The sequence below is a fragment of the Cyanobium gracile UHCC 0139 genome (assembly GCF_034931325.1).
In the GTDB taxonomy this organism is placed as follows: Bacteria; Cyanobacteriota; Cyanobacteriia; order PCC-6307; family Cyanobiaceae; genus Cyanobium; species Cyanobium gracile_B.
Genome location: NZ_JAYGHX010000003.1, coordinates 146095 through 166673 on the forward strand (window position 1 = coordinate 146095; position 20579 = coordinate 166673).

The 20579-nt window shown below is 71.1% G+C and carries 23 protein-coding genes and 1 tRNA gene; 13 read left to right on the top strand and 11 right to left on the bottom strand.

Going from position 1 to position 20579, the window contains the following annotated elements:
- Positions 1 to 16 precede the first annotated feature (16 nt).
- Both VB738_RS06865 and VB738_RS06870 read right to left on the bottom strand, forming a co-directional pair.
- Positions 17 to 790, bottom strand: a complete 774-nt coding sequence (locus VB738_RS06865; RefSeq protein ID WP_416233156.1) for a glucosamine-6-phosphate deaminase — start codon at positions 788 to 790, stop codon at positions 17 to 19.
- Positions 787 to 2088 (bottom strand): SpoIID/LytB domain-containing protein, encoded by a 1302-nt coding sequence (locus VB738_RS06870; RefSeq protein ID WP_416233157.1) that lies wholly within the window; start codon positions 2086 to 2088, stop codon positions 787 to 789. Before VB738_RS06870 ends, VB738_RS06865 begins: the two co-directional genes overlap by 4 nt.
- Before the next feature lie 146 nt (positions 2089 to 2234).
- Between VB738_RS06870 and rnz the strand changes: the two genes are divergently transcribed.
- Positions 2235 to 3182 carry a ribonuclease Z gene (gene rnz / locus VB738_RS06875; RefSeq protein WP_323305039.1) on the top strand — a complete coding sequence of 316 codons (948 nt, stop codon included), beginning with the start codon at positions 2235 to 2237 and terminating at the stop codon, positions 3180 to 3182.
- 96 nt (positions 3183 to 3278) lie between these two features.
- A complete protein-coding gene (gene psbV / locus VB738_RS06880; RefSeq protein WP_323305040.1) occupies positions 3279 to 3851 on the top strand; it encodes a photosystem II cytochrome c-550 in 573 nt (190 codons plus the stop codon).
- A gap of 91 nt (positions 3852 to 3942) precedes the next feature.
- Here the strand turns inward: psbV and VB738_RS06885 are convergent, their stop codons facing one another.
- From VB738_RS06885 to serA, 4 genes are all read right to left on the bottom strand, one after another.
- Positions 3943 to 4320 (bottom strand): hypothetical protein, encoded by a 378-nt coding sequence (locus tag VB738_RS06885; protein ID WP_323305184.1) that lies wholly within the window; start codon positions 4318 to 4320, stop codon positions 3943 to 3945.
- A gap of 80 nt (positions 4321 to 4400) precedes the next feature.
- Positions 4401 to 4700, bottom strand: a complete 300-nt coding sequence (locus VB738_RS06890; protein ID WP_015110648.1) for a ferredoxin — start codon at positions 4698 to 4700, stop codon at positions 4401 to 4403.
- Positions 4701 to 4842: 142 nt separating this feature from the next.
- Positions 4843 to 5784 (bottom strand): 50S ribosomal protein L11 methyltransferase, encoded by a 942-nt coding sequence (gene prmA / locus VB738_RS06895; protein WP_323305041.1) that lies wholly within the window; start codon positions 5782 to 5784, stop codon positions 4843 to 4845.
- Positions 5784 to 7370, bottom strand: a complete 1587-nt coding sequence (serA, locus tag VB738_RS06900) for a phosphoglycerate dehydrogenase (protein ID WP_323305042.1) — start codon at positions 7368 to 7370, stop codon at positions 5784 to 5786. Before serA ends, prmA begins: the two co-directional genes overlap by 1 nt.
- 87 nt (positions 7371 to 7457) lie before the next feature.
- Between serA and VB738_RS06905 the strand changes: the two genes are divergently transcribed.
- The 5 genes from VB738_RS06905 to VB738_RS06925 all read left to right on the top strand — a co-directional run bounded on the left by VB738_RS06905 (position 7458) and on the right by VB738_RS06925 (position 11011).
- A complete protein-coding gene (locus VB738_RS06905; protein WP_323305043.1) occupies positions 7458 to 7961 on the top strand; it encodes a hypothetical protein in 504 nt (167 codons plus the stop codon).
- A gap of 12 nt (positions 7962 to 7973) precedes the next feature.
- On the top strand, positions 7974 to 8747 hold the full coding sequence (locus VB738_RS06910; protein ID WP_323305044.1) for a photosystem II S4 domain protein: 774 nt from the start codon (positions 7974 to 7976) through the stop codon (positions 8745 to 8747).
- A 199-nt stretch (positions 8748 to 8946) separates the two neighbouring features.
- Positions 8947 to 9018: transfer RNA gene (locus VB738_RS06915), tRNA-Val, on the top strand.
- A 94-nt stretch (positions 9019 to 9112) separates the two neighbouring features.
- Positions 9113 to 10531, top strand: coding sequence for a UDP-N-acetylmuramoyl-L-alanine--D-glutamate ligase (gene murD / locus VB738_RS06920; protein WP_323305045.1), 1419 nt, complete (start codon positions 9113 to 9115; stop codon positions 10529 to 10531).
- A gap of 12 nt (positions 10532 to 10543) precedes the next feature.
- Positions 10544 to 11011, top strand: coding sequence for an EVE domain-containing protein (locus VB738_RS06925; RefSeq protein ID WP_323305046.1), 468 nt, complete (start codon positions 10544 to 10546; stop codon positions 11009 to 11011).
- A 10-nt stretch (positions 11012 to 11021) separates the two neighbouring features.
- On the opposite strand, the gene VB738_RS06930 is transcribed toward VB738_RS06925, so the two are convergent.
- From VB738_RS06930 to VB738_RS06940, 3 genes are all read right to left on the bottom strand, one after another.
- Positions 11022 to 11276, bottom strand: coding sequence for a DUF2811 domain-containing protein (locus VB738_RS06930; protein ID WP_323305047.1), 255 nt, complete (start codon positions 11274 to 11276; stop codon positions 11022 to 11024).
- A 294-nt stretch (positions 11277 to 11570) separates the two neighbouring features.
- On the bottom strand, positions 11571 to 11996 hold the full coding sequence (locus VB738_RS06935) for a DUF1818 family protein (RefSeq protein ID WP_323305048.1): 426 nt from the start codon (positions 11994 to 11996) through the stop codon (positions 11571 to 11573).
- Between the two features lie 19 nt (positions 11997 to 12015).
- Positions 12016 to 12243 (bottom strand): DNA-directed RNA polymerase subunit omega, encoded by a 228-nt coding sequence (locus tag VB738_RS06940; protein WP_015110657.1) that lies wholly within the window; start codon positions 12241 to 12243, stop codon positions 12016 to 12018.
- A 113-nt stretch (positions 12244 to 12356) separates the two neighbouring features.
- Here VB738_RS06940 and VB738_RS06945 point away from each other — a divergent pair, with 113 nt between their 5' ends.
- From VB738_RS06945 to VB738_RS06955, 3 genes are all read left to right on the top strand, one after another.
- Positions 12357 to 13910: an Hsp70 family protein gene (locus VB738_RS06945; protein ID WP_323305049.1), complete on the top strand. Its 1554-nt coding sequence runs from the start codon at positions 12357 to 12359 to the stop codon at positions 13908 to 13910.
- Between the two features lie 122 nt (positions 13911 to 14032).
- Positions 14033 to 14860: a hypothetical protein gene (locus tag VB738_RS06950; protein WP_323305050.1), complete on the top strand. Its 828-nt coding sequence runs from the start codon at positions 14033 to 14035 to the stop codon at positions 14858 to 14860.
- Between the two features lie 40 nt (positions 14861 to 14900).
- Positions 14901 to 15119, top strand: coding sequence for a ferredoxin-thioredoxin reductase variable chain (locus tag VB738_RS06955; protein WP_323305051.1), 219 nt, complete (start codon positions 14901 to 14903; stop codon positions 15117 to 15119).
- A 33-nt stretch (positions 15120 to 15152) separates the two neighbouring features.
- Here VB738_RS06955 and pyrR read toward each other — a convergent pair whose 3' ends face one another.
- Positions 15153 to 15713 (bottom strand): bifunctional pyr operon transcriptional regulator/uracil phosphoribosyltransferase PyrR, encoded by a 561-nt coding sequence (pyrR, locus tag VB738_RS06960; protein WP_323305052.1) that lies wholly within the window; start codon positions 15711 to 15713, stop codon positions 15153 to 15155.
- Between the two features lie 193 nt (positions 15714 to 15906).
- On the opposite strand from pyrR, the gene gpmI reads away from it, so the two are divergent.
- From gpmI to msrB, 3 genes are read left to right on the top strand one after another with little or no spacing between them, the layout of a single operon-like run.
- Positions 15907 to 17475 carry a 2,3-bisphosphoglycerate-independent phosphoglycerate mutase gene (gpmI, locus tag VB738_RS06965; protein WP_323305185.1) on the top strand — a complete coding sequence of 523 codons (1569 nt, stop codon included), beginning with the start codon at positions 15907 to 15909 and terminating at the stop codon, positions 17473 to 17475.
- A 52-nt stretch (positions 17476 to 17527) separates the two neighbouring features.
- On the top strand, positions 17528 to 17758 hold the full coding sequence (gene secG / locus VB738_RS06970; protein WP_015110663.1) for a preprotein translocase subunit SecG: 231 nt from the start codon (positions 17528 to 17530) through the stop codon (positions 17756 to 17758).
- Positions 17759 to 17763: 5 nt separating this feature from the next.
- Positions 17764 to 18267 carry a peptide-methionine (R)-S-oxide reductase MsrB gene (msrB, locus tag VB738_RS06975; protein WP_323305053.1) on the top strand — a complete coding sequence of 168 codons (504 nt, stop codon included), beginning with the start codon at positions 17764 to 17766 and terminating at the stop codon, positions 18265 to 18267.
- A gap of 659 nt (positions 18268 to 18926) precedes the next feature.
- On the opposite strand, the gene groL is transcribed toward msrB, so the two are convergent.
- The gene (gene groL / locus VB738_RS06980; protein WP_015110666.1) at positions 18927 to 20564 is read right to left on the bottom strand and encodes a chaperonin GroEL; all 1638 of its coding nucleotides are present in this window, start codon (positions 20562 to 20564) and stop codon (positions 18927 to 18929) included.
- Positions 20565 to 20579: the final 15 nt, after the last annotated feature.

Below are 20579 nucleotides of genomic sequence, written 5' to 3' on the forward strand. Positions count from 1 at the left end.
CCGCGCCGGCAGGCGCTCAGCCCATGGCCTCGGCGTCGGCGATCACCGTGAGGGCAGGGTGGTGCTGCAACCAGCTGGCGGGCAATTCCGGCGTGGGGGGCACCCGCAGGGCGCGGCGCAGGATCGCCGCCTTCGCGCTGCCGGTCACCACCAGCAGCACCCGACGGGCCGCGAGGATCTCGGCCATCCCCAGGGTGATGGCCCGCCGGGGCACGGCGCCGGGATCGCCCCCGAAGGCACCGGCGTTCTGGCGGCGGGTGGGGGCGCTCAGGGCCAGGCAGCGGCAGGCCACCGTCGCCCCCGCGGGGGGTTCGTTGAAGCCCACGTGACCGTTGAGGCCCAGGCCCAGCAGCTGCAGGCCGATGCCGCCGGCGGCGGCCACGGCGGCGCCGTAGCGCATCGCTTCGGCATCGGGATCGTCGGCCCTCCCATCGGGGAGCCGCACCTGCTCCGGGTCCAGGCCGAGGGGCTCCACCAGCTGGTGGGCCATGGTGGCGGCGAAGGAGGCGGGATCCTGGGGCCCCAGCCCCACGTACTCGTCGAGGTTGAAACTGCTCCAGCCCGCACGCACCGTCGTCGCCAGGGCGGGCTCCAGGCGCTTCAGCCGCCGGGCCAGGGCGGCATAGACCGGTTCCATGGTGCGTCCGGTAGCCAGGCCCAGGGGCCGGTCCGGCCGCAGCCGGTCGGCCAGCAGCAGGGCCGCCACCCGCTCGGCCACCGCCGCCGCATCGGCCAGGACGACCGGCGCGATGGTGGCGACGGCCGGGGCGCTGCCGGCGTTGGGTCTCAAAGGGAGGAGTAGGGCTGGATCCTGGCCCCCTGGTAGTAGTGCTGGAGGATCTGTCGGTAGTCCTCGCCACGCAGGGCCAGGGCATAGGCCCCCCACTGGCTCATGCCCACCCCGTGCCCGTAGCCCCGGCCGCTGACCAAAAGGGTGGGCGCTGCCGGCGGGCGGGGGGTCCGCCAGGGGGCCTGCACCAGGCCGGAGGCCAGGGAACGGATCCCCTCGGGGGTGAAGACGCCCTCCAGGGACGGCAGCGGCGGCGGGAAGGGGACGGCCTGGGGCGATGCTTCGAAGTCGAACCGGGCCAGGGTGCTGCGCAGGCCCAGCCGCTGGCGCAGCTCGGCGCCGGAGAGCAGCAGCGAGCCACGGGGGCCCGTCACCCTGGCCTGGCGGATGCGACCGGAGCTGGTGGTGGAGAGCACCTCGATGCGGAAGGCTCCGTCGATCTCACGGAAAGCCCGGGCCAGCTTGTCGGGCTCGACGCGCAGCTGCCAGACATGCACCGGGCTGGCCTGGTCGAAATCGGGCACGCTGACCAGGTAGGGCAGCTGCTGACGCCAGATCTCGCCGCTGTTCTCCGTCAGGCCGCCACTGCTGCTGTGGAAGACCGCGTTGATCAGGGAGGAGCCATGCACCAGCACCTGGGAGCGGGTGCTGCGCACGGCCTCGCGGGTGGAGTCGGTTTCGGCCTCCACCCCCTTGTAGACCTGGCTGGCCACGGTGGCCTTGAGGTCGAAGGGCTCCGCCGGCCGGCGCTGGCGCAGGGCGTAGGTGCGGGCCGCCACCGCCTGGGCCCGCAGGGCCGCCAGCGGCCAGCTGGCCGGCATTTCGCTGCCCACCACGCTCGGCAGGTAGCTCTCGACATCGATGAGGTTGATCGCCTGCAGGCGATCGCCCTCGCTGCGCACCAGCAGGCGGCCGCGGTAACGGCGCTGCTGCAGGGTCAGCACGGCCTCGCCGCCGTTCCCCCGCCCCGGGGCGGGATCGATCCAGGCCTGGCCCGACGGCAGCGCCAGCCGGCGGGGCGACCCGGTCGGTCCCTCCAGCCTGGCCTCCAGGGCCGGCCCGCTGCGCACCAGCTGCAGCCGGGCCCCCGGAGCCAGCTCCACCAGGGTGCGCCCCGAGGCGTCGCCGAGGCGCAGCACGGTGCTGCCGGCCTCCAGCTCCAGGGTGGGGGCTTCCCGCAGCAGCACCCGAACGACGGGAGCCGGTGCCCTCGCCTCCGTGGGGACCGGCGCCGCGACGGCGGCGGGAAGCAGGGCCAGCGAGAGGCCGGCGCGCCATCCGAAACGGAGGAGGGTCACGAGCGTGCGCGAGCGACAACGGCTCATTCTGGACGGGTCTTCCTGGCGACGCCATGGCGCCAGCCAGAGCACCGGCCGGCGCCATGGCGGGCGGGACGACGGTGCGGCCGGCGCCGTGGCAGCATGCGCTCTGAGGCAGCCAGGGTGTGCAGGTCACCTTCCTGGGAACCAGCTCCGGCGTTCCCACCCGCGCCCGCAATGTCTCCGCCGTTGCTCTGCGGCTGCCCCAACGGGCCGAGCTGTGGCTGTTCGACTGCGGCGAGGGAACCCAGCACCAGTTCCTGCGCAGCGACCTGCGGGTGTCCCAGCTGCGCCGGATCTTCGTCACCCACATGCACGGCGACCATGTCTTCGGTCTGCCCGGGCTGCTGGCCAGCCTGGGCCTGGCGGGCAGCTGCGCCGGCATTGATCTCTACGGACCGGACCCGTTGCGCGACTACCTGGAGGGGGTGATGCGCACCTCCTCGACCCGCATCGGCTATCCCCTGCGCACCCACCGGGTGAAGGACGCCGCCGCCCGCGGCACCCTGGTGCTCGACGACGACGACATCACGGTGCGCTGCACGGCGCTCACCCACCGGGTGCCGGCCTACGCCTACCGGGTGGATCAGAAGCCCCGGGCCGGCCGCTTCGACGTGGAGCGGGCCCGGGCCCTGGGCATTCCCCCCGGGCCGGTCTACGCCGAGCTCAAGGCCGGCCGCAGCGTCACCCTCGACGACGGTCGGGTGATCCGCGGCGAGGCCCTGTGCGGGCCGCCCCGACCCGGCTGCAGTGTCGTTTATTGCACCGACACCGTGTTCAGCGAGGCGGCGGTGGCCCTGGCCCGCGGCGCCGACCTGCTGATCCACGAATCCACCTTCTCCCATGGCGAGGCGGAGCTGGCCATCGCCCGCCAGCACTCCACCAGCACGATGGCGGCCCAGACCGCCCTGGAGGCGGGCGTGAAGCAGCTGGTGCTCACCCACCTGAGCCCCCGGTATGTGGCGGGGAATCCCATGACCCCCGACGACCTGGTGGCCGAGGCCCGGGCCATCTTCCCCGAGACGGTGGTGGCGAAGGACTTCCTCAGTCTCTCGGTGGGGACGGCGGGCTGAGCCTGCAACAGTTCGCGTGATTCCGTTCCGGGGAACCCGTCGCCCGTGATACAAGGTCTCAGTTGCGGTCCGACCGCCATTCCGCCGGCTTCTCCCATGGCCCCCCTCCTTCGCTCAGCCGCCCCGCTGTCAGTCGTCCGTCGCAGCGCTGTCCGTCGCACCGCTTCCCTTCGCAGCTCCCTCCGTGCCGTGGTCGGGACGCTGCTGATCCTTCCCCTGGCCCTGCTGGTCTGTTTCGCGGGCCCCGCGGCCGCGGCCCAGTGGAGCGCCGAGGACCTCACCGTGCCCGTCTCCCCCGACGGCACCCTGGTGACCTTCAGCGAGAAGGAGGTCAAGACCGGCCGCAAGCTCTTCAACGAAAGCTGCGGCACCTGCCATGCCGGTGGCATCACCAAGACCAATCAGAACGTGGGCCTGGATCCCGAGACCCTCGCCCTGGCCACCCCGGCCCGGGATTCGGTGGACGCCCTGGTCGACTACATGAAGGACCCCACCTCCTACGACGGGGAGTACAGCATCGCCGACGTCCATCCCAGCCTGCGCAGCAGCGACGTGTTCGTGAAGATGCGCGATCTGGATGACGAGGACCTGCGCCTGATCGCCGGCTACATCCTGGTGGCCCCCAAGGTTCAGGGCGTCCAGTGGGGCGGCGGCAAGATCTACTTCTGATCCTCCCGGCCCACACCGGCCGGCCGGCCATGCACCGGCCGGCTTTTTTGTGTCTGGCCGCCGGCACCTCAGGGGGTCCGTGGCAGGCGGTTCAGGCGGCCGGCGGTGGTGGGGCCAGGTTGCCGGCCTCCAGCGACCCCGGCAGCTTGCTGTACCACCATTCCTGCAGGGCTGGAGCCAGGCGCTGGGGGAACAGGGTGAGCACGGTACGGGTGGGGCGGGCCCCCGGCTGCAGCAGCTCCACGGCGTAGGAGGGGCAGCGGCGGGCGGCCAGGTCGGGCACGAAACGCCGGCCGACCCGGCGCCAGCTGGGTTCCTTGCTGCGCCAGGCCAGGCGGCAGCAGGGCCAGGGGAGCTCCTCCCGATCGAACAGGCGGCAGCAGGGCCCCAGGACCCGGTAGCTGTACTGGCCGCCGGGGCTGGGATGTTCGCTGCCGGAGGCCAGCACGGTGTCCACCTGAGGTGCCATGAAAAAGCCACCCCTGAGGGTGGCGGAGAAGAACGCGGGGTTCAAGGGGGGCGATCCGCCTGGAGCGCCCGGCGAGGAGCTCAGTAGAGCTCTTCTTCGGTGTGGGTCTTGATGGTGCAGTCGGAGGTGGGGTAGGCGACGCAGGTGAGGACGAAGCCGGCCTCGATCTGGTCGTCGTCGAGGAAGCTCTGATCCGACTGGTCGACGGTGCCGGAGGTGAGCTTGCCGGCGCAGGTAGAGCAGGCGCCGGCGCGGCAGGAGTAGGGCAGGTCGATGCCCTGCTCTTCGGCGGCGTCGAGGATGTACTGGTCGTCAGGAACCTCGATGGTCTTGTTCAGGCCCTCGCTCTCATTGACGAGGGTGACCTTGTAGGAAGCCATGGAAGAGATTGGAGCTCACAGACACCCGGCAGCCAGGGCCTGTAGGACCCGCCCTTCCTACATCCGACAGGGGGCTTTCCCGGCGATCTTGGGCCCGCAGGCCGGGAAGCCCAATCAAAGCCAGGACACAGATCAGCGTGCCTTATGCAACATCCGATGCTGAACGGATCCGCAGCAGGCCCCAGCGGTCCTGCTCGACCCGCCCCTCCACCCGCCAGCCCGCCGCCGCCAGATCCCGCTCCAGGCCTGGCGCCTGATCCACCAGCAGACCGCTGAGCAGGCCCACGCCACCGGGGCTCAGCAGCTGTCCGAACCAGGGAATCAGGGCCTCGATCACCGGCGCCAGGATGTTGCACAGCAGCAGCTCCGCCGGACGCCCCCCCAGCAGGGCCAGCAGGGCCTCCGCCGAGCCCGTCGTGACGGCCAGCGCGGAGGGGGCCAGGCCGTTCAGGGCGGCGTTCTGGCGGGTCGCCCGCTCCGCCAGGGGGTCGGTGTCGGCGGCGGCCACGCTGGCCGCCCGCAGCCGCAGGGCGGCCAGGCCCAGGATGCCGCTGCCGCAGCCCAGATCGGCCACCCGCAGCCCCTCCAGGTCCGCTCCACGTCCCGCCCGCGTCCGCTCGCCTGCGAGGGCTTCCAGCGCCTCCAGACAGAGGCGGGTGGTGGGGTGGCTGCCGGTGCCGAAGGCGCTGCCCGGATCGATGCGGATCACCAGCCGCCCGGCCTGCTCGGGCGGCACCTCCAGCCAGGCCGGCAGCACCAGCAGCCGCTCCCCCACCGGATCGGGCCGCCAGTGGCTCTTCCAGCTCAGGCTCCAGTCCTCATCGGCCTGCCGCCGCCAGTGGACCTGTGGCAGCGCCACCTGGAAGGGTTCCCCCAGCGGGGCCAGGGCCCGCTCCAGCTCCTGGCGCTGGTCGGCGGGCCAGTCGCTCTCCGGCAGCCAGGCCAGCAGTTGCCGCTGCTCCGGCGCCTCGGGCGGGTGCTGGAGCGCCACCCGCGTCACGCCCAGGAGCGGCAGCTTCCAGAGCAGGGATTCCTCCAGCTCGGCCGGGGCGGCCATCTCCAGCCGCCACCAGACCAGGCCCATCAGAGGGTGACCGGGTGGGCGGCCTGGATGCCGTTGATGCCGTGGATCACCGCCAGCAGGCTGGGGGGGATCGGGTCGTCGAGGCTCAGCACCATCACGGCGTCGCCGCGCACGATGCGGCGGCCCACCTGCATCGAGGCGATGTTCACGTTGTGCTCGCCGAGCAGCGAGCCCAGCTGGCCGATGATGCCGGGCATGTCCCGGTGGCGGGTGAACAGCATGTGGCGGCTGGGCGTCACGTTCACCGGGAACTCGTCGATGGTGGTGATGCGCAGTTCACCGTCGGTGAACACCGCCCCGGTGACGCTGTGGTTGCCCCGCGGGCTGCGGGAGCTGAGCTGCAGCGAACCGCCGGCGAAGTCGCGGCTGGCGTCGTCCTTCACCTCGAGCACGTGGATGCCGCGCTCCTTGGCCTCCAGGGTGGCGTTGACGTAGTTGATGCTGTCGCCCAGGGCGGCCGAAAGGATGCCCTTGAGCGCCGCCACCACCAGGGGCTGGGCCGGGTGGGAGGCGAATTCGCCCTGCAGGCGCACCTCCAGCTCGCTGATCTGGCCGCCGGCCAGTTGGCTGAGCAGCAGGCCCAGGGTTTCGGCCAGCTGCAGGTGGGGCTTGAGCAGCTCCATCACCTCGGCGGTCAGGCCGGGGATGTTGACGGCACTGCGGGCCGGCAGGCCCAGGAGCACGTCCCGGATCTGCTCGGCCACGTCGATGGCCACGTTCTCCTGGGCCTCTTCGGTGGACGCGCCCAGGTGCGGGGTGAGGATCAGCCGCTCCTTGACCAGGCGCAGGGGGGAATCCGCCGCCAGCGGCTCCTTGGCGTAGACGTCGAGGGCCGCGCCGGCGATGACGCGGTTCTCGACCGCATCGGCCAGGGCCTGCTCGTCGATGATGCCGCCGCGGGCACAGTTCACCAGGCGGGCGGTGGGCTTCATCGTGGCCAGCAGTGCCGCGTTGACCAGGTTCTCGGTGTCCGGGGTGCGGGGCAGGTGCAGGCTGACGTAGTCGGCTTCGGCGAACAGCTGGGGCAGGGGCAGCAGCCGCACCTGCAGCATCTGGGCGCGCTCGGCGGAGATGAACGGGTCGTAGGCGGCCACGTCCATGCCCAGGGCCCGGGCGACACGGGCCACATGGGAGCCGATCTTGCCGAGGCCCACCACGCCGAGGGTCTTCTTGTAGAGCTCGTTGCCGACGTAGGTCTTGCGGTCCCAGCCGCCGGCCATGGTGCTGGCGTGGGCGTGGGGCACATGGCGTGACAGGGAAAGCATCAGCGCCAGCGCGTGCTCGGCGGCGGCGATCGTGTTGCCCTCCGGCGAGTTGACGACGATCACGCCGCGCCGGGTGGCGGCGGGCACATCGACGTTGTCGACGCCCACGCCGGCCCGGCCGATGATGCGCAGATGGCTCGCGGCCTCGATCACGTCGGCGGTCACCTGGGTGCCGGAGCGGATCATCAGCCCTTCGTACTCACCGATGCACGCCACCAGCTGCTCCGGGCTCAGGCCCGTGCGCACGTCCACCTGGGCGACCTGGGAGAGGATGTCGATCCCCGCCTGGTCGATGGGATCGGAGACCAGAACCTTCGTCATGTCCGGCAGCGGTGGGGAGGGCGGGGGGTGCGCCCCCAGGGGGGCAGGCCGGAGGTGCAGTGTAGAGAGCGGTGTGGAGACGAGCCCATGTCCCTGAGTGTGGTGGTCGTGCTGGACGACCGGGACCGCCTGCATGCCCTGCGGGATCGGTTGCAGGCGCTTCAGCCGGCCCTGAGCCGGGTCGTGGTGATCGGCAGCGGTGAGGCGCCCCTCTCCAGCGTCGAGCGACTGGATCCGGCCGCGGCCCGGCGGCGGCGTCAGCGGTCGATGGTGCGCTGGCTCCTGCCTTTCGGCTTCCTGGCCGGGCTCACCTTCACCCAGATCACCGATCTGCACACGTTCAGCTTCGCCGGGGCCTATGGGGAGCCCCTGATCGGCGGTCTGCTGGGCATGGGCTCCGGCTGGATGGGCAGCTTCGCCGCCGCCGCCAGCGTCAGCTCGGAGGAGGACGACCGCATCCGCATCCTGCGCAACAGGCTCGACGAGGGCTGCTGGCTGCTGCTGCTGGAGGCCCCCGCCGGCCGGGAGATCCCCTGGACCACGATCCAGCTGGCGCGACCGACGGCGGTCGTGCGGCTGGACGACACCTGAGGCGCGGCGCCCATGCTTCCACGACGGGACCTGCTGGAGGGGAGTCGCCACCCGGAGGAGCTCGGGGCCCTGTTCAGCCTGGCGGAGACGGCCCTGCGCACCTGGGAGCCCCAGGTCAGCGGCTTTCTCGAGGCGGCGGTGCGGGAGGAAGCCGAGGACCGGCTCGGCGCCCTCAGCGAGCTGAGCCTCGCCAGTGACGGCGGCCACCCCGGTGCCGAGCGCCGCTGCCTGCTGCTGGCACGCACCGGACAGGAGCCGACGGCCCCCACCCTGCTGGGGCTGGAGATCAGCGGCAACTTCCTCTTCGATCCCGCCTCGGCGGCCGACATGGCCGAGGGGCTGGCCGGCTCCGGGGCCACGGCGGCGGAGCGGGGAGACCTGTGGCTGCGGGGCGATCGGGGCGGCCAGGCGATCGTCAGCGAGGCCCTGGCCCGGCGGCTGGACGGGACCGAGGGCCTGGTGCGCACGGTGCCGGTGCGATTCGAGGCCCGGCCCATCGAGGCCCTGCAGCTGCCGGCCCGCCGGCTGCCCCGCCAGCTCACCACGGTGGAGGCCTCCCTGCGGCTGGATGCCCTGGCCTCGGCCGGCTTCGGGCTGTCCCGCAACCGCATGGCCACCCTGATCCGCCAGGGGGCCGTCCGCCTCGACTGGACGGTGGTCAGCAGCCCCAGCCAGCCCCTGGCGGTGGGGGCGCGGGTCCAGCTGGAGGGACGGGGGGAGCTGGAGGTGCTGGCGATCGAAGCCACCAAGCGGGAGCGTTTCCGGATCCGGCTGGAGCGCCATTGAGGGCCCGGCGGCGCAAGTTGACAGGAGGGAAGGCCGGCGAGTAGGAACAGATCCGACGGATCGACTGTGAAAGGTCAGCTGTCGGCGAATGGTTCTTCCCGCCGAGGACCATCCATCTCAACGACAATCCATCTCGGTCTTCATCGGGCTGTTTAAGGTTGTTGTCTGTGGCAGGCGCCGCTTCGGTCATCCCGAACGCGGGCGATTAGCTCAGAGGTAGAGCACTACCTTGACACGGTAGGAGTCACTGGTTCGATTCCAGTATCGCCCATTGATTGATTTTAATTCTCCCGATTCGAGCCCGGTTCGGTTCAGCGATCCCTTCGCTGCTACCCTCGGCCGATCGTGAGTGTGAGTCAGCCAGCGTGAGTCCCGCCGAGGACGTTGCACCTCTGTCCTGCACGGTGGTGGTGGGTCTGGGCCGGTCGGGTCTGGGGGCGGCACGGCTGCTGCAGGCCTGCGGCGAGACCGTGGTGGTCATCGAGAGCGGTGACACGCCGGAGCAGCGCGCCCTGGCGGCCCAGCTGGAGCGCGAGGCCATCGTGGTGCGGCTGGGGGTGCCCCTGAGCCTTGAAGCGTTCCGGGGCCTGCCGCTGCCGCCGGCGGCGGTGGTGGTCAGCCCGGGCATTCCCTGGAACCACCCGGTGCTGGAGGCGCTCCGCTCCCGGGGGGTGCAGGTCCAGGGGGAGATCGTGCCCGCCTGGCAGGCCAGCCGCGACGTGCCCTGGATCGGCATCACCGGCACCAACGGCAAGACCACCGTCACCTGCCTGGTGCATCACCTGCTGCAGCAGGCGGGCAGGGATGCGCCCCTCTGCGGCAACGTCGGCATCGCCGCCGCCGAGGTGGTGCTGCAGCGGCGTCTGGAGCAGGCCCCCCGTCCGGACTGGCTGGTGGTGGAACTGAGCAGCTACCAGATCGAGGCCGCCCCCGCCGTTGCACCGGCGATCGGTGTCTGGACCACCCTCACCCCCGACCACCTGGAGCGCCACGGCACCCTGGCCGCCTACCGGGCCATCAAGAGGCGTCTGCTGGAGAACTCCCGCGTCCGCATCCTCAACGCCGACGATCCCGATCTGCGCCAGCACGCCGACAGCTGGGACCGGGCCGACTGGATCACCGCCGGCCCCAGGACGGCGCTGCCGCCGGGCTTCGATCCGGTGCTCTGGATCGACGACGACGAGCAGGTGCGGGGCCGCCAGGGCCCCCTGTTTCCGGCCTCCGCCCTGGCCATGCCCGGTGCCCACAACCGCCAGAACCTGCTGCTGGCCGTGGCGGTGGGGCTCCAGGCCGGGCTGGAGCCGGCGGCGATGGAGGCCGCCTGCCGCAGCTTCCCCGGTGTCCCCCACCGGCTGGAGCGCCTCCGCAGCCTCAACGGTGTGACCTGGTTCAACGACAGCAAGGCCACCAACTACGACGCGGCCGAGGTGGCCCTGCGGGCCCTGGAGGGTCCCCTGGTGGTGCTGGCCGGTGGCCAGTCGAAGCAGGGGGAGGCCGGGGCCTGGCTGGAGCAGCTGCGCGAGCGGGCCGCGGCGGTGGTGCTCTATGGCGCGGCGCGTCAGGAGTTCGCCGGCCTGCTGGAGTCGAGCGGCTACGGCGGTGTGGTGAACCAGGCGGACGGCCTGGAAGGCGCGGTGGCCCTCGCTGCGACGCTGGCCCCCGCTCTCGGCTGCCGAGGGGTGCTGCTCTCCCCGGCCTGTGCCAGCTTCGACCAGTACACCAGCTTCGAGGCCCGCGGTGACCACTTCCGCCGGCTGGTGCTGGCCCTCGAGACTGACAGCTGAGGCGGACGCACCATGGCCTGGTGGTTGATGAAGAGCGAGCCGGACGTCTACGGCATCCACCACCTGCAGGCGGAGGGCACCACCCTCTGGGACGGCATCCGCAACTACCAGGCCCGCAACTTCATGCGCGCCATGGAGATCGGTGATCGCGCCTTCTTCTATCACTCCAATGCCAGCCCGCCGGGCATCGTCGGCCTGATGGAGGTGGTCGAGACGGGGCTGGTGGACCCCAGCCAGTTCGATGCCGCCTCCAAGTACTTCGATCCGGCCTCCAAGCCCGAGGCACCGCGCTGGGACTGCGTACGCCTGGCCTATCGCGCCACCTTTCCGACGATGCTGAGCCTGGAGGCCCTGCGGGAAGCGTTCAGCGTCGAAGACCTGCCGGTGGTGCGCCGGGGCAATCGCCTCTCGATCCTGCCGGTGAGCGACGCCAGCGCCGCCCGGCTGTTCCGCCTGCTGGGGGTGGAGCCGGACGCCTGAGGCCGGGACCTCAGGCCGCCGGAGCCGAGAAGGCCTGGTGGCCGGGAAACAGGTTGGCCAGGTAGCAGCGGGTCACCCCGCGGTTGCGGATCCCGTTCTGCACAAGAAAGCCCGCCAGGGCGGCCTGGAACAGCCGGTACTGGTCCCAGTTGGGGTGCTGCTCGATGAACTCCCGCATGGCCTCCAGCAGCGGCGCGGGCACATCTGCCCGCAGGCTCACCAGAGACTCGGCCCCGTCCAGCGGCAGTGTTCTCGGGCGGGGCATCGCGGATTCCTGGCAGCGCGTGAGCCACTTCTCCACACCCGAGGGGCCGCGTCAAACGCCGCCACCGGCGGCCATGCCTGCCCTGTCCCAGTCTGAGACACCAGCCGCCGCAAGGGCTGTGGAGCACCTCCGGGGCCGCCGTCGCTGCTCAGGAGCGCTGGCCTTGCCCTGTCAAGCGGCGGTGGCGACGCGGGCCGCTTCTCCCCATCCGGAGCCAGGGGCCAGCGGTGATCGTCGCCGCCCTGGGGAGAAACGGTGCAAAACCGGGGGGCCGGCTGCGGAATCCGCCAACGATCACCAATCCTGATCCCCGCCGCCGTGCTCAGCGGGTCTCAGGCGCTCCAGCGCGGCGCTGAACGCCTCACTGGCGGCGGCGCTCCAGCCCCCCTCGATGCCCCGGATTCCCGGGGTGGGGGTGAGCACCAGCTGCAGCGTCCACTGGTGACGGTCACCCTCCAGGCCCAGCCACAGGCATCCGGCGCCGCCGGCTTCGGGGTCGCCGATCGGCAGCTCCACCTCCATGGCCACGGCCTCCTCCGCCATCAGGACATCGGCCATGGCCCGGTGCTGGGCGGTGAGGCGACTGGCGGCCTGCCGCAAGGCGCGCAATTCGGCCGCGGTCAGTTCACTGGCCCAGCCGTCCCCGCCGATCAGGGCGATGAAGGGGGCCCGGGTGGGATCCACCACCAGCCGCCAGCCGGGGCCTTCGCAGATCTCCACGGCAGGGTGGCGGGGAGCCTCAGCCGGGCAGCAGGTCGGGCTGGTCCTGCTCGTCGCTGAGCTCGATGATGGCCCGCTGGACCGGCTTGATCATCGAGTCGTCGAGCAGGCCGTCGAAATCATCGAAGCGGCGCTGCTTGGCCCGGAAAGCGATGCGAACGGTGGTCAGGTAGCGGTTGCTGGAGTGACGGATCAGGCTCTCCCCCCGCTGGGCCAGTTCCTTGGCGTTGAGTTCGCTGCTCGGCATGCGGGCCTGATCATCAATCTCAACACCCTAGATCAGCCCACCGGCCCGCCCTTTCCGGCCGGCACCGGCCTAGAAGGGGAGCCACCCGTTAACCCATGAGCGGAACCCTCACCATGAGCGGAACCCTCGCCATCGACCTGGGCAGCAGCACCACCGTGGTGGCCTGGCAGGACCGCCAGGGCCCCCCCGGCCTGCTGCCCCTGCCGCCCTACAGCTGCGGCGACCCCTGCGTGGTGCCCAGCCTGCTGTGGCTGGAGGCCCCCGATGCCGAACGGCCCCTGATCGGCCGGCAGGTGCTCGAGGCGGCCCTGGCCGATGGCGATCACCCCGGCCTCTGTCGGGACTTCAAGCGCCAGATCGGAGCCCCGGCGACGGGCCCCTCACCGGGCTGGCTCAGTGCCGAGAGGGCCGGTGCCCTGCTGCTGGAGGGGCTGTGGCGGGCTCTGCCGGCGGAGCTGGTGCCGGAACGGCTGGTGCTCACCGCCCCGATCGAGACCTACCGGGGCTACCGGGCCTGGCTGGAGCGGGCCTGCCGCGACCTGGCCGTGCCCGAGCTGGCCCTGGTGGACGAGCCCACCGCCGCCGCCATCGGCGCCGGCCTGCCCCCCGGAAGCCGGGTGCTGGTGGTGGACATGGGTGGCGGCACGATCGATCTCTCCCTGGTGGCCCTGGAGGGCGGCGAGGGGCGGGCGGCGCCGATCGCCCAGCTGCTGCGCTTCGCCGGCCGGGACCTGACCCGCAGCGGCCAGAGCCTGCGCTGCGCCCGGGTGATCGGCAAGGCGGGGGTGGCCCTGGGCGGGCGGGACATCGATCGCTGGATCGCGGCCCGCCTCTGCCCGGACGGGCCCGCCGACGGCGGCCTGCTGCAGCTCGCCGAACGGATCAAGTGCCAGCTCAGCGACGCCCCCGAAGCCCGGCAGATCCAGGCGGCAGCCGGGTCCTTCCGGGAGCTGACCCTGACCCGGCCGGCCTTCGAGCGGCTGCTGGAGGAGCGCGGCCTGCCGCAGCTGCTCGACGGTCTGCTGGAGGCGGTGTTGGCGGCCGCCCGCCGGGAGGGGCTGGGGCTGGGCGACATCGACGCCGTGCTGCCCGTGGGGGGCAGCAGCCGGATCCCCCTGATCCGGCGCTGGCTCGAGGGCCGCTGCCCCGGCGTGCCCCTGCGGGGCGAACGGCCGGTGGAGGCCGTGGCCCTGGGGGCCCTGGCCCTGACCCCCGGCGTCCAGGTCCGGGACGTGCTGGCCCGCGGCGTCTCCCTGCGCTGCTGGGACCGGCGCAGCGCCGCCCACCGCTGGCATCCCCTGTTCGTGGCCGGCCAGAGCTGGCCGACGGAGCAGCCCCTGGAGCTGGTGCTGGCCTGCAGCCAGGATGGCCAGGAGGAACTGGAGCTGGTGCTGGGGGAGCCCCTGCCCGAGGAGCGGGCCGAGGTGGTTTTCGAGGCGGGGCTGCCGGTGCTGCGCGAGCGGCCGGCGGGGGCAGCCCCGGTACGGCCCTGGTCCCCGTCGCCGCTCACCATCCCCCTGGCCTCCCCCGGTCAGCGCGGCGTCGACCGGCTGCGGCTGCGGTTCTCCATCGATGCCCGGGCCCGGCTCCTGGTGGCCTGGGACGACCTGGAGGCCGCCGCGGACGGGGGGCGAAGCGAGCCGCGCCCGCTGGGTCCGGTGCGCTGAGCGCCCCGTGGGCCGGGCGATGGCGGCCCCCGGTGGTGGACGCCGACCAGGCTGCCCCCGCGACCGGGCGCCGGTCGCTGCCGTTGCATACAACGGAGGGGCACCGTGCTGTTTCTCCCCCCTTGGCCCTCCGCCGGCACAGACTCCCGCGCTTCTGGCTGGCCATCACCCTGGGTTCGGTTGCCGCCGCCATCGGCCTGGGCTACTGGTGGGAGCGCCAGCTCCCCGTGCGCCTGGAGCAGGCTTCCGCCAGCGGCCGCCTCGACGACTGCCTCCGCTACAGCGAGCAGCTGGCGGCCCTCAGCTGGCTGCCCGGCCGCACCCCCTTCGATCGGGGCCGCTGCCTGCGGGCCAAGGCCGACCAGCTCTGGGGGCAGGAGGAGTGGAGCGAGGCCCTGCGGCTGCAGCGCCAGGTGATCAATTCCCGGGCCGGCACCCCCTCCGACCGCCAGCAGCTGGCGCGCTGGCAGCGCCAGCTGCGGACCCTGGCCCGCACCCGCTTCCAGGCCGGCGATCTGCAGGGTGCCCTGGCGGCCCTCGCCCCCCTGGGGGAGGAGCGCAAGGACGACGGCAGCGCCATGGGCGACGACCTGCAGGCCATCTGGAACCGCAACCGCTCCCAGCTGGAGCGGGCAACGCTGCTGGTGAAGCAGAAGCGCTGGTGGGAAGCCCTCGACAGCCTCAACCGCATCGACCATCCCTGGTGGCGCCAGCAGAGCGAGCCCCTGCGGCAGGAGGTGAAGAAGGGCCTCGACCAGCTCCAGGGCAAGGACCGGGAGCACGACAGCCACGGCTCCCTGCCCCACACGGTGTCCGGGCAGAAGCTGGATGCCCTGGTGCAGCGCCGCATCGCCGCCGGCATGGACGAGTGGCAGGCCTTCCAGGAGGCCTGCCGGGAGCTGGGCGGGCGGGTGGTCGAGGCCGGGCCGGAGAGCGCCTGCCAGCGCTGAGCCCCATGACAGGATGTCCGCGCAGAGCGTCCCAGTGGTCATGCAGCCAGGTGATCAGGTCAGGGTGTGCCGCAGTGTGGTCGTCTACAACCACCCCCAGCACCGGGGGGAGGCCTACGACATGGAGGGGCAGCAGGGCGAGGTGCTCAACGTGCTGAACGACTGGAAGGGGCGCCCGATCAGCCCGACCCTGCCGGTGGTGGTGGTCTTCGGCAAATTCCGGGCCCACTTCCGCGAGGACGAGCTGGCCGGCGTCTGAGCTCGCCGCCCTGGTTCGCGGGCGGAGCCCGCCTCAGTCGCGCAGCAGGTAGACCCCCTCCTCGCCGTCGATGGCCTGGAGGCAGAGCTGGATCGTCTCGTGGCGGGCGGTCGGCACCACCCGGCCGCAGAAGTCCGGCTGGATGGGCAGTTCCCGGTGGCCCCGATCCACCATCACCAGCAGCCCCACCCGACGCGGCCGGCCCCAACCCTGCAGGGCCTCGAGGGCGGCGCGCACCGTGCGGCCGGTGAAGATGACGTCATCGACAAGCACCACCTGGCGCCCGTCCACCGGCACCGGCAGCTGGGTGGCCTCCACCAGTCGGGTGCCCACCCGCTCCAGGTCGTCACGGTGGAAGGTGGGATCAAGGCTGCCATGGGCGATCGGATGGCCACAGATCCCCTCCAACCGTCCGGCCAGCACCCGCGCCAGGGCCACACCGCGGGTGGGGATGCCCAGCAGCACCAGGTCCCGGCTGTCGGCCACGGCCTCCAGCACCTGGGAGGCGAGCCTGTCGAGGGTGCGTCCCAGGTCCTGGGCGGAGAGCAGTTCCAGCCGGTCGGAGGAACCCGATTCGACCTGAATTCTGGCCACAAAGCGTATGGCGTGTAACCAAAGCCTGACGCATCCGCGCCGGAAGAAGGTGATGTCGGAAGAGGGCTGTAGGTTGGCGTGGCGTTGAAACGTGCAGTTTTTCTCGCTGGTGAAAGCAGCTCACTCCCAGAAGCATTCCGCCATCGGCACTGGCGAACGCGTCACCTGCGAGACGGCTGCTCCCGTCGCTCCCATGGTTCTGGCGATCCTCGATGGCTGGGGATACAGCCCGGAGACCGACCACAACGCCGTGAGGAAGGCGGACACGCCGGTGATGGATGCTCTCTGGCACGCCTATCCCCACACCCTGATCGAAGCCAGCGGCGCCGCCGTGGGACTGCCCGATCACCAGATGGGCAACTCCGAGGTCGGGCACCTCACCATCGGCTCCGGCCGGATCATCCGCCAGGAGCTGGTGCGGATCGGCCAGGCGGTGCGCAGCGGCAGCATCGCCGGCAACCAGGCCCTCAACGACCTTGGGGACACCCTGCTGGCCAGCGGTCGTCCGCTGCATCTGATCGGCCTCTGCTCCGACGGCGGCGTCCACAGCCATGTTGAGCACCTCGGCGGCCTGCTGCGCTGGGCCGCCGGTCGTGGCCTCACCGACGTCCTGATCCACGTCGTCACCGATGGCCGCGACTCGGCCCCCCATGGGGGGCCGGGTTACCTGGCCCGCATCCAGGAGATGATCGACGAGGCCGGTGTGGGCCGCATCGTCACGCTCTGCGGCCGCTACTGGGCCATGGACCGCGACCAGCGCTGGGAGCGCACCCAGAAGGCCTACCGCCTGCTCACCGAGCCATCCGAGATCTGCCCCTTCACCCCGGAGGAGGTGCTCCAGGGCTCCTACGCAGCGGGCATCACCGATGAATTCCTCGAGCCGGTCCGGCTCAGCGAGGGGCTGCTGGAGAGCGGCGACGGCCTGGTCTGCTTCAACTTCCGCCCCGACCGGGTGCGCCAGATCATCCGTGCCCTGGTCCTGCCGGAGTTCGACGGCTTCCCCCGGGAGTGGATCGGTCCCCTCCACGTGGTCACCTTCACCCAGTACGAGCAGGGCCTGCCCGTGAAAGTGGCGTTCCCGCCCGAATCCCTCGACGGCCTGCTTGGCCAGGTGGTCTCCGAGCAGGGCCTGCGCCAGTTCCGCACCGCCGAAACCGAGAAATACCCGCACGTCACGTACTTCATGAACGGCGGCATCGAGCAGGCCTTCCCCGGCGAAGACCGCCACCTGGTGCCCTCGCCCCGTGTGGCCACTTACGACCAGGCGCCGTCGATGTCGGCGGAGAAGCTCACCGACAGCTGCATCGCCGCCATCGGCAAGGGGATCTATTCGCTGGTGGTGATCAACTACGCCAACCCGGACATGGTGGGCCACACCGGCCAGATGGAGGCCGCCACCGAAGCCATCGCCACGGTGGACCGCTGCGTGGGCCGTCTGGTGGAAGCCACCACCCGCATGGGCGGCAGCCTGCTGATCACCGCCGACCACGGCAACGCCGAGGTGATGCAGGGCCCCGATGGGCTCCCCTGGACCGCCCACACCACCAACCCGGTGCCGGTGATCCTGGTGGAAGGTGAGAAGCGCAAGCTGCCGGGCCATGGCAACGACGTCACCCTGCGGGACCACGGCGGCCTGGCCGACATCGCCCCGACGCTGCTGGAGATCCTGGGCCTGCCCAAGCCCTCCCGCATGACCGGCACCTCCCTGGTGGTGCCCGCCTCCGTGCCCGCCGCCCGCATCCCCCAGACCCTCGGAGCCTGAGGCGGCGGGCCTGCGGCGGCTAGGCTGGCCCAATGGTCAACAACCAGGCCTGATGGTCAAGAACATCGTCTCCTCGCTCTGGATGCTCAGCGGTGCGCTGCTGATCGTGAGCGTGCTGCTGCACAGCCCCAAGGGGGATGGCATGGGGGGCCTGGCCTCCAGCGGCGGCTCGATGTTCAGCAGCGCCCGCAGCGCCGAGAACACCCTCAACCGCATCACCTGGACCCTGCTGTCCCTGTTCCTGGGGCTGGCCGTGGTGCTGAGCGCCGGCTGGCTGGGCTGAACCGGATGGACCGCCGCAACTTTCTCTCCAGCCTGCTGGCCCGGCTGGGGGCACCCCTGGCGGGGCTGCTGCCCTTCCTGCCGGCATCCAGGGCCCTGGCAGCCGCCAAGGCCACCGATCCCGCCTGGCAGCTGAGCCCGGCGGAATGGCGGAAGCGCCTCACTCCGGCGGCCTACGCCGTGCTGCGCGATGAGGGCACCGAGCGTCCCTTCAGCAGCCCGCTCAACAAGGAGAAGCGCAGCGGTACGTACGTGTGTGCCGGCTGCCGCCTGCCCCTGTTCTCCTCCAAGGCCAAGTTCGACTCGGGCACGGGGTGGCCCAGCTTCTGGCAACCCCTACCCAACGCGGTCGCCACCAAAACCGACTTCAAGCTGATCCTGCCCCGCACCGAATACCACTGCCGCCGCTGCGGCGGCCACCAGGGCCACGTGTTCGAAGACGGGCCCAAACCCACCGGCAAGCGCTACTGCAATAACGGTGTCGCCCTGGCCTTCGTGCCAGGCGGCTGAGCCGCCGCCCGCTTCAGTCGCGACGCCCTGCTCTGGACCATCGGCTTGGGGGGTGCTGACCGGCTTCGCTGCCGAGGTCCTTTGACAGTTTGCAGCGGCCCAGCCGCTCGAAGATGCGGCGGGCGTGGAAGCAGGCGGTAAGGGGACCAACCAGGGCGAAGCGCTCCACCCGCCCGGCCTCTTCCAGGAGCTCATGCCACGGCTCGGCGATCAGGGCGACCTGGGAACCGCATGGCCTGATAGCGATGGCGACCCTGGAGGGACTCCACCCGGTCAGCTTTGACCAGATAGACACAGCGGTGCTCCCGCGCGTCCTGCGGCTGGGAGGCCCGTTCGGCCATCAAGTCGTCGGGAACACTGGGGACGCTGGGGGGGAAGCTGTCCCAGCTGCTGCCCATTGGGGCAATGATGCGCTCGCAGCCCCGCGCCCGCACCTCCCCTGCTTGACGCTGTCGGGAAGTCGCAGCTCGGCAGGGATGCGCACCGCCTGGCTGCGGTTGTTCAGGAACAGGCGCGTGATCGCCAAGGCTGGCTAGCGATGGATATCCCATGGGGATAGCCCGCAATCGGAGATCGCGACAGCACAAAAAAGCGCCCCCGCAGGGGCGCTTGGTGCTGAAGGCGAAGGAGTGGTGATCCGACGCTGACCGCAGACGCGATCAGTAGTCGAAGTCGCCGCCCATGCCACCACCGCCACCGGCGGGAGCCGCTTCCTTCTTCTCGGGCAGGTCGGCCACGATGCACTCGGTGGTGAGCACCATGCCGGCGATCGAGGCGGCGTTCTGCAGGCCGGAGCGGGTCACCTTGGCGGGATCGACGATGCCGGCGGCCAGCATGTCGACGTACTCGCCGGTGGCGGCGTTGTAGCCCTCGTTGAAGGGCTTGTTGCGCACGTGCTCGGCGACGACGGCGCCGTTGACGCCGGCGTTCTCAGCGATCCGCTTGAGCGGGGCGGTGAGGGACGAGGCCACGATGGTGGCGCCGATCAGCTCCTCGCCGGAGAGATTGGCGGCCGCCCACTCCTCGAGGGCCGGGGCCAGGTGGGCCAGGGTGGTGCCACCGCCGGGGACGATGCCTTCCTCAACGGCCGCCTTGGTGGCGTTGATGGCGTCTTCCAGGCGCAGCTTCTTGTCCTTCATCTCGGTTTCGGTGGCAGCGCCCACCTTGACCACGGCCACACCGCCACTCAGCTTGGCCAGACGCTCCTGCAGCTTCTCCTTGTCGTAGGAGGAGTCGGTTTCGTCCATCTGCTTGCGGATCTGCTCGCAGCGGGCCTTCACCGCCGCCTCGTTGCCTTCGGCGACGATGGTGGTGGTGTCCTTGTTGATGGTGATGCGGCGGGCGGTGCCCAGCATCTCCAGCTTGGTGTTCTCCAGCTTGAGGCCGGCGTCCTCGGTGATCAGCTGACCATTGGTGAGAACGGCGATGTCCTCGAGCATGGCCTTGCGGCGGTCACCGAAGCCGGGAGCCTTGACGGCGGCGACGTTCAGGACGCCACGCAGACGGTTCACCACCAGGGTGGCGAGGGCTTCCTTCTCGATGTCCTCGGCGATGATCAGCAGGGGCTTGCCGGTGCGGGCGATCTGCTCAAGCACGGGCACCAGATCCTGCACGAGGCCGATCTTCTTGTCGGTCAGCAGGATGTAGGGCTCGTCGAGCACCGCTTCCATCCGCTCGGTGTCGGTGGCGAAGTAGGGCGAGATGTACCCCTTGTCGAAGCGCATGCCTTCGGTGACCTCCAGTTCGGTGGTCATCGACTTGCCTTCCTCGAGGGAGATGACCCCCTCCTTGCCCACCTTGTCCATGGCGTCCGCGATCATGCGGCCCACCTCTTCGTCGTTGCCGGCGGAGATGGTGCCCACCTGGGCGATGGCGTTGGAGTCGGAGATCGGCTTGGCGTGCTCCTCGATCTTGCCGACGAGGAACTCGGTGGCCTTGTCGATGCCCTTCTTGAGGGTGATGGCGTTGGCGCCGGCGGCCACGTTGCGCAGACCCGCCTTGACCATGGCGTGGGCCAGGACGGTGGCGGTGGTGGTGCCGTCACCGGCGGCGTCGTTGGTCTTGGAGGCGGCCTGACGGATCAGGGCCACACCGGTGTTCTCGATGTGATCCTCCAGCTCGATCTCCTTGGCGATCGTGACGCCGTCGTTGATGATCTGGGGTGCGCCGAATTTCTTCTCCAGCACCACGTTGCGGCCCTTGGGACCCAGGGTGACGGCAACGGCTTCGGCAAGGATGTCGATGCCCCGTTCGAGCGCCCGGCGGGCTTGCTCGTTATAGATGATGCGTTTGGCCATGGAAGGCAGGGAATG

Bases quoted from the DNA above. Each gene is read 5' to 3' on its own strand.
- secG (WP_015110663.1), top strand. From the start codon at position 17,528: ATGGTCAAGAACATCGTCTCCTCGCTCTGGATGCTCAGCGGTGCGCTG.
- VB738_RS06940 (WP_015110657.1), bottom strand. From the start codon at position 12,243: ATGCCGAGCAGCGAACTCAACGCCAAGGAACTGGCCCAGCGGGGGGAG.
- VB738_RS06930 (WP_323305047.1), bottom strand. From the start codon at position 11,276: ATGCCCCGCCCGAGAACACTGCCGCTGGACGGGGCCGAGTCTCTGGTG.
- VB738_RS06885 (WP_323305184.1), bottom strand. From the start codon at position 4,320: ATGGCACCTCAGGTGGACACCGTGCTGGCCTCCGGCAGCGAACATCCC.
- msrB (WP_323305053.1), top strand. From the start codon at position 17,764: ATGGACCGCCGCAACTTTCTCTCCAGCCTGCTGGCCCGGCTGGGGGCA.
- VB738_RS06890 (WP_015110648.1), bottom strand. From the start codon at position 4,700: ATGGCTTCCTACAAGGTCACCCTCGTCAATGAGAGCGAGGGCCTGAAC.
- gpmI (WP_323305185.1), top strand. From the start codon at position 15,907: ATGGTTCTGGCGATCCTCGATGGCTGGGGATACAGCCCGGAGACCGAC.
- VB738_RS06925 (WP_323305046.1), top strand. From the start codon at position 10,544: ATGGCCTGGTGGTTGATGAAGAGCGAGCCGGACGTCTACGGCATCCAC.
- VB738_RS06905 (WP_323305043.1), top strand. From the start codon at position 7,458: ATGTCCCTGAGTGTGGTGGTCGTGCTGGACGACCGGGACCGCCTGCAT.
- prmA (WP_323305041.1), bottom strand. From the start codon at position 5,784: ATGGGCCTGGTCTGGTGGCGGCTGGAGATGGCCGCCCCGGCCGAGCTG.
- groL (WP_015110666.1), bottom strand. From the start codon at position 20,564: ATGGCCAAACGCATCATCTATAACGAGCAAGCCCGCCGGGCGCTCGAA.
- VB738_RS06945 (WP_323305049.1), top strand. From the start codon at position 12,357: ATGAGCGGAACCCTCGCCATCGACCTGGGCAGCAGCACCACCGTGGTG.
- VB738_RS06910 (WP_323305044.1), top strand. From the start codon at position 7,974: ATGCTTCCACGACGGGACCTGCTGGAGGGGAGTCGCCACCCGGAGGAG.
- serA (WP_323305042.1), bottom strand. From the start codon at position 7,370: ATGACGAAGGTTCTGGTCTCCGATCCCATCGACCAGGCGGGGATCGAC.
- VB738_RS06955 (WP_323305051.1), top strand. From the start codon at position 14,901: ATGCAGCCAGGTGATCAGGTCAGGGTGTGCCGCAGTGTGGTCGTCTAC.
- psbV (WP_323305040.1), top strand. From the start codon at position 3,279: ATGGCCCCCCTCCTTCGCTCAGCCGCCCCGCTGTCAGTCGTCCGTCGC.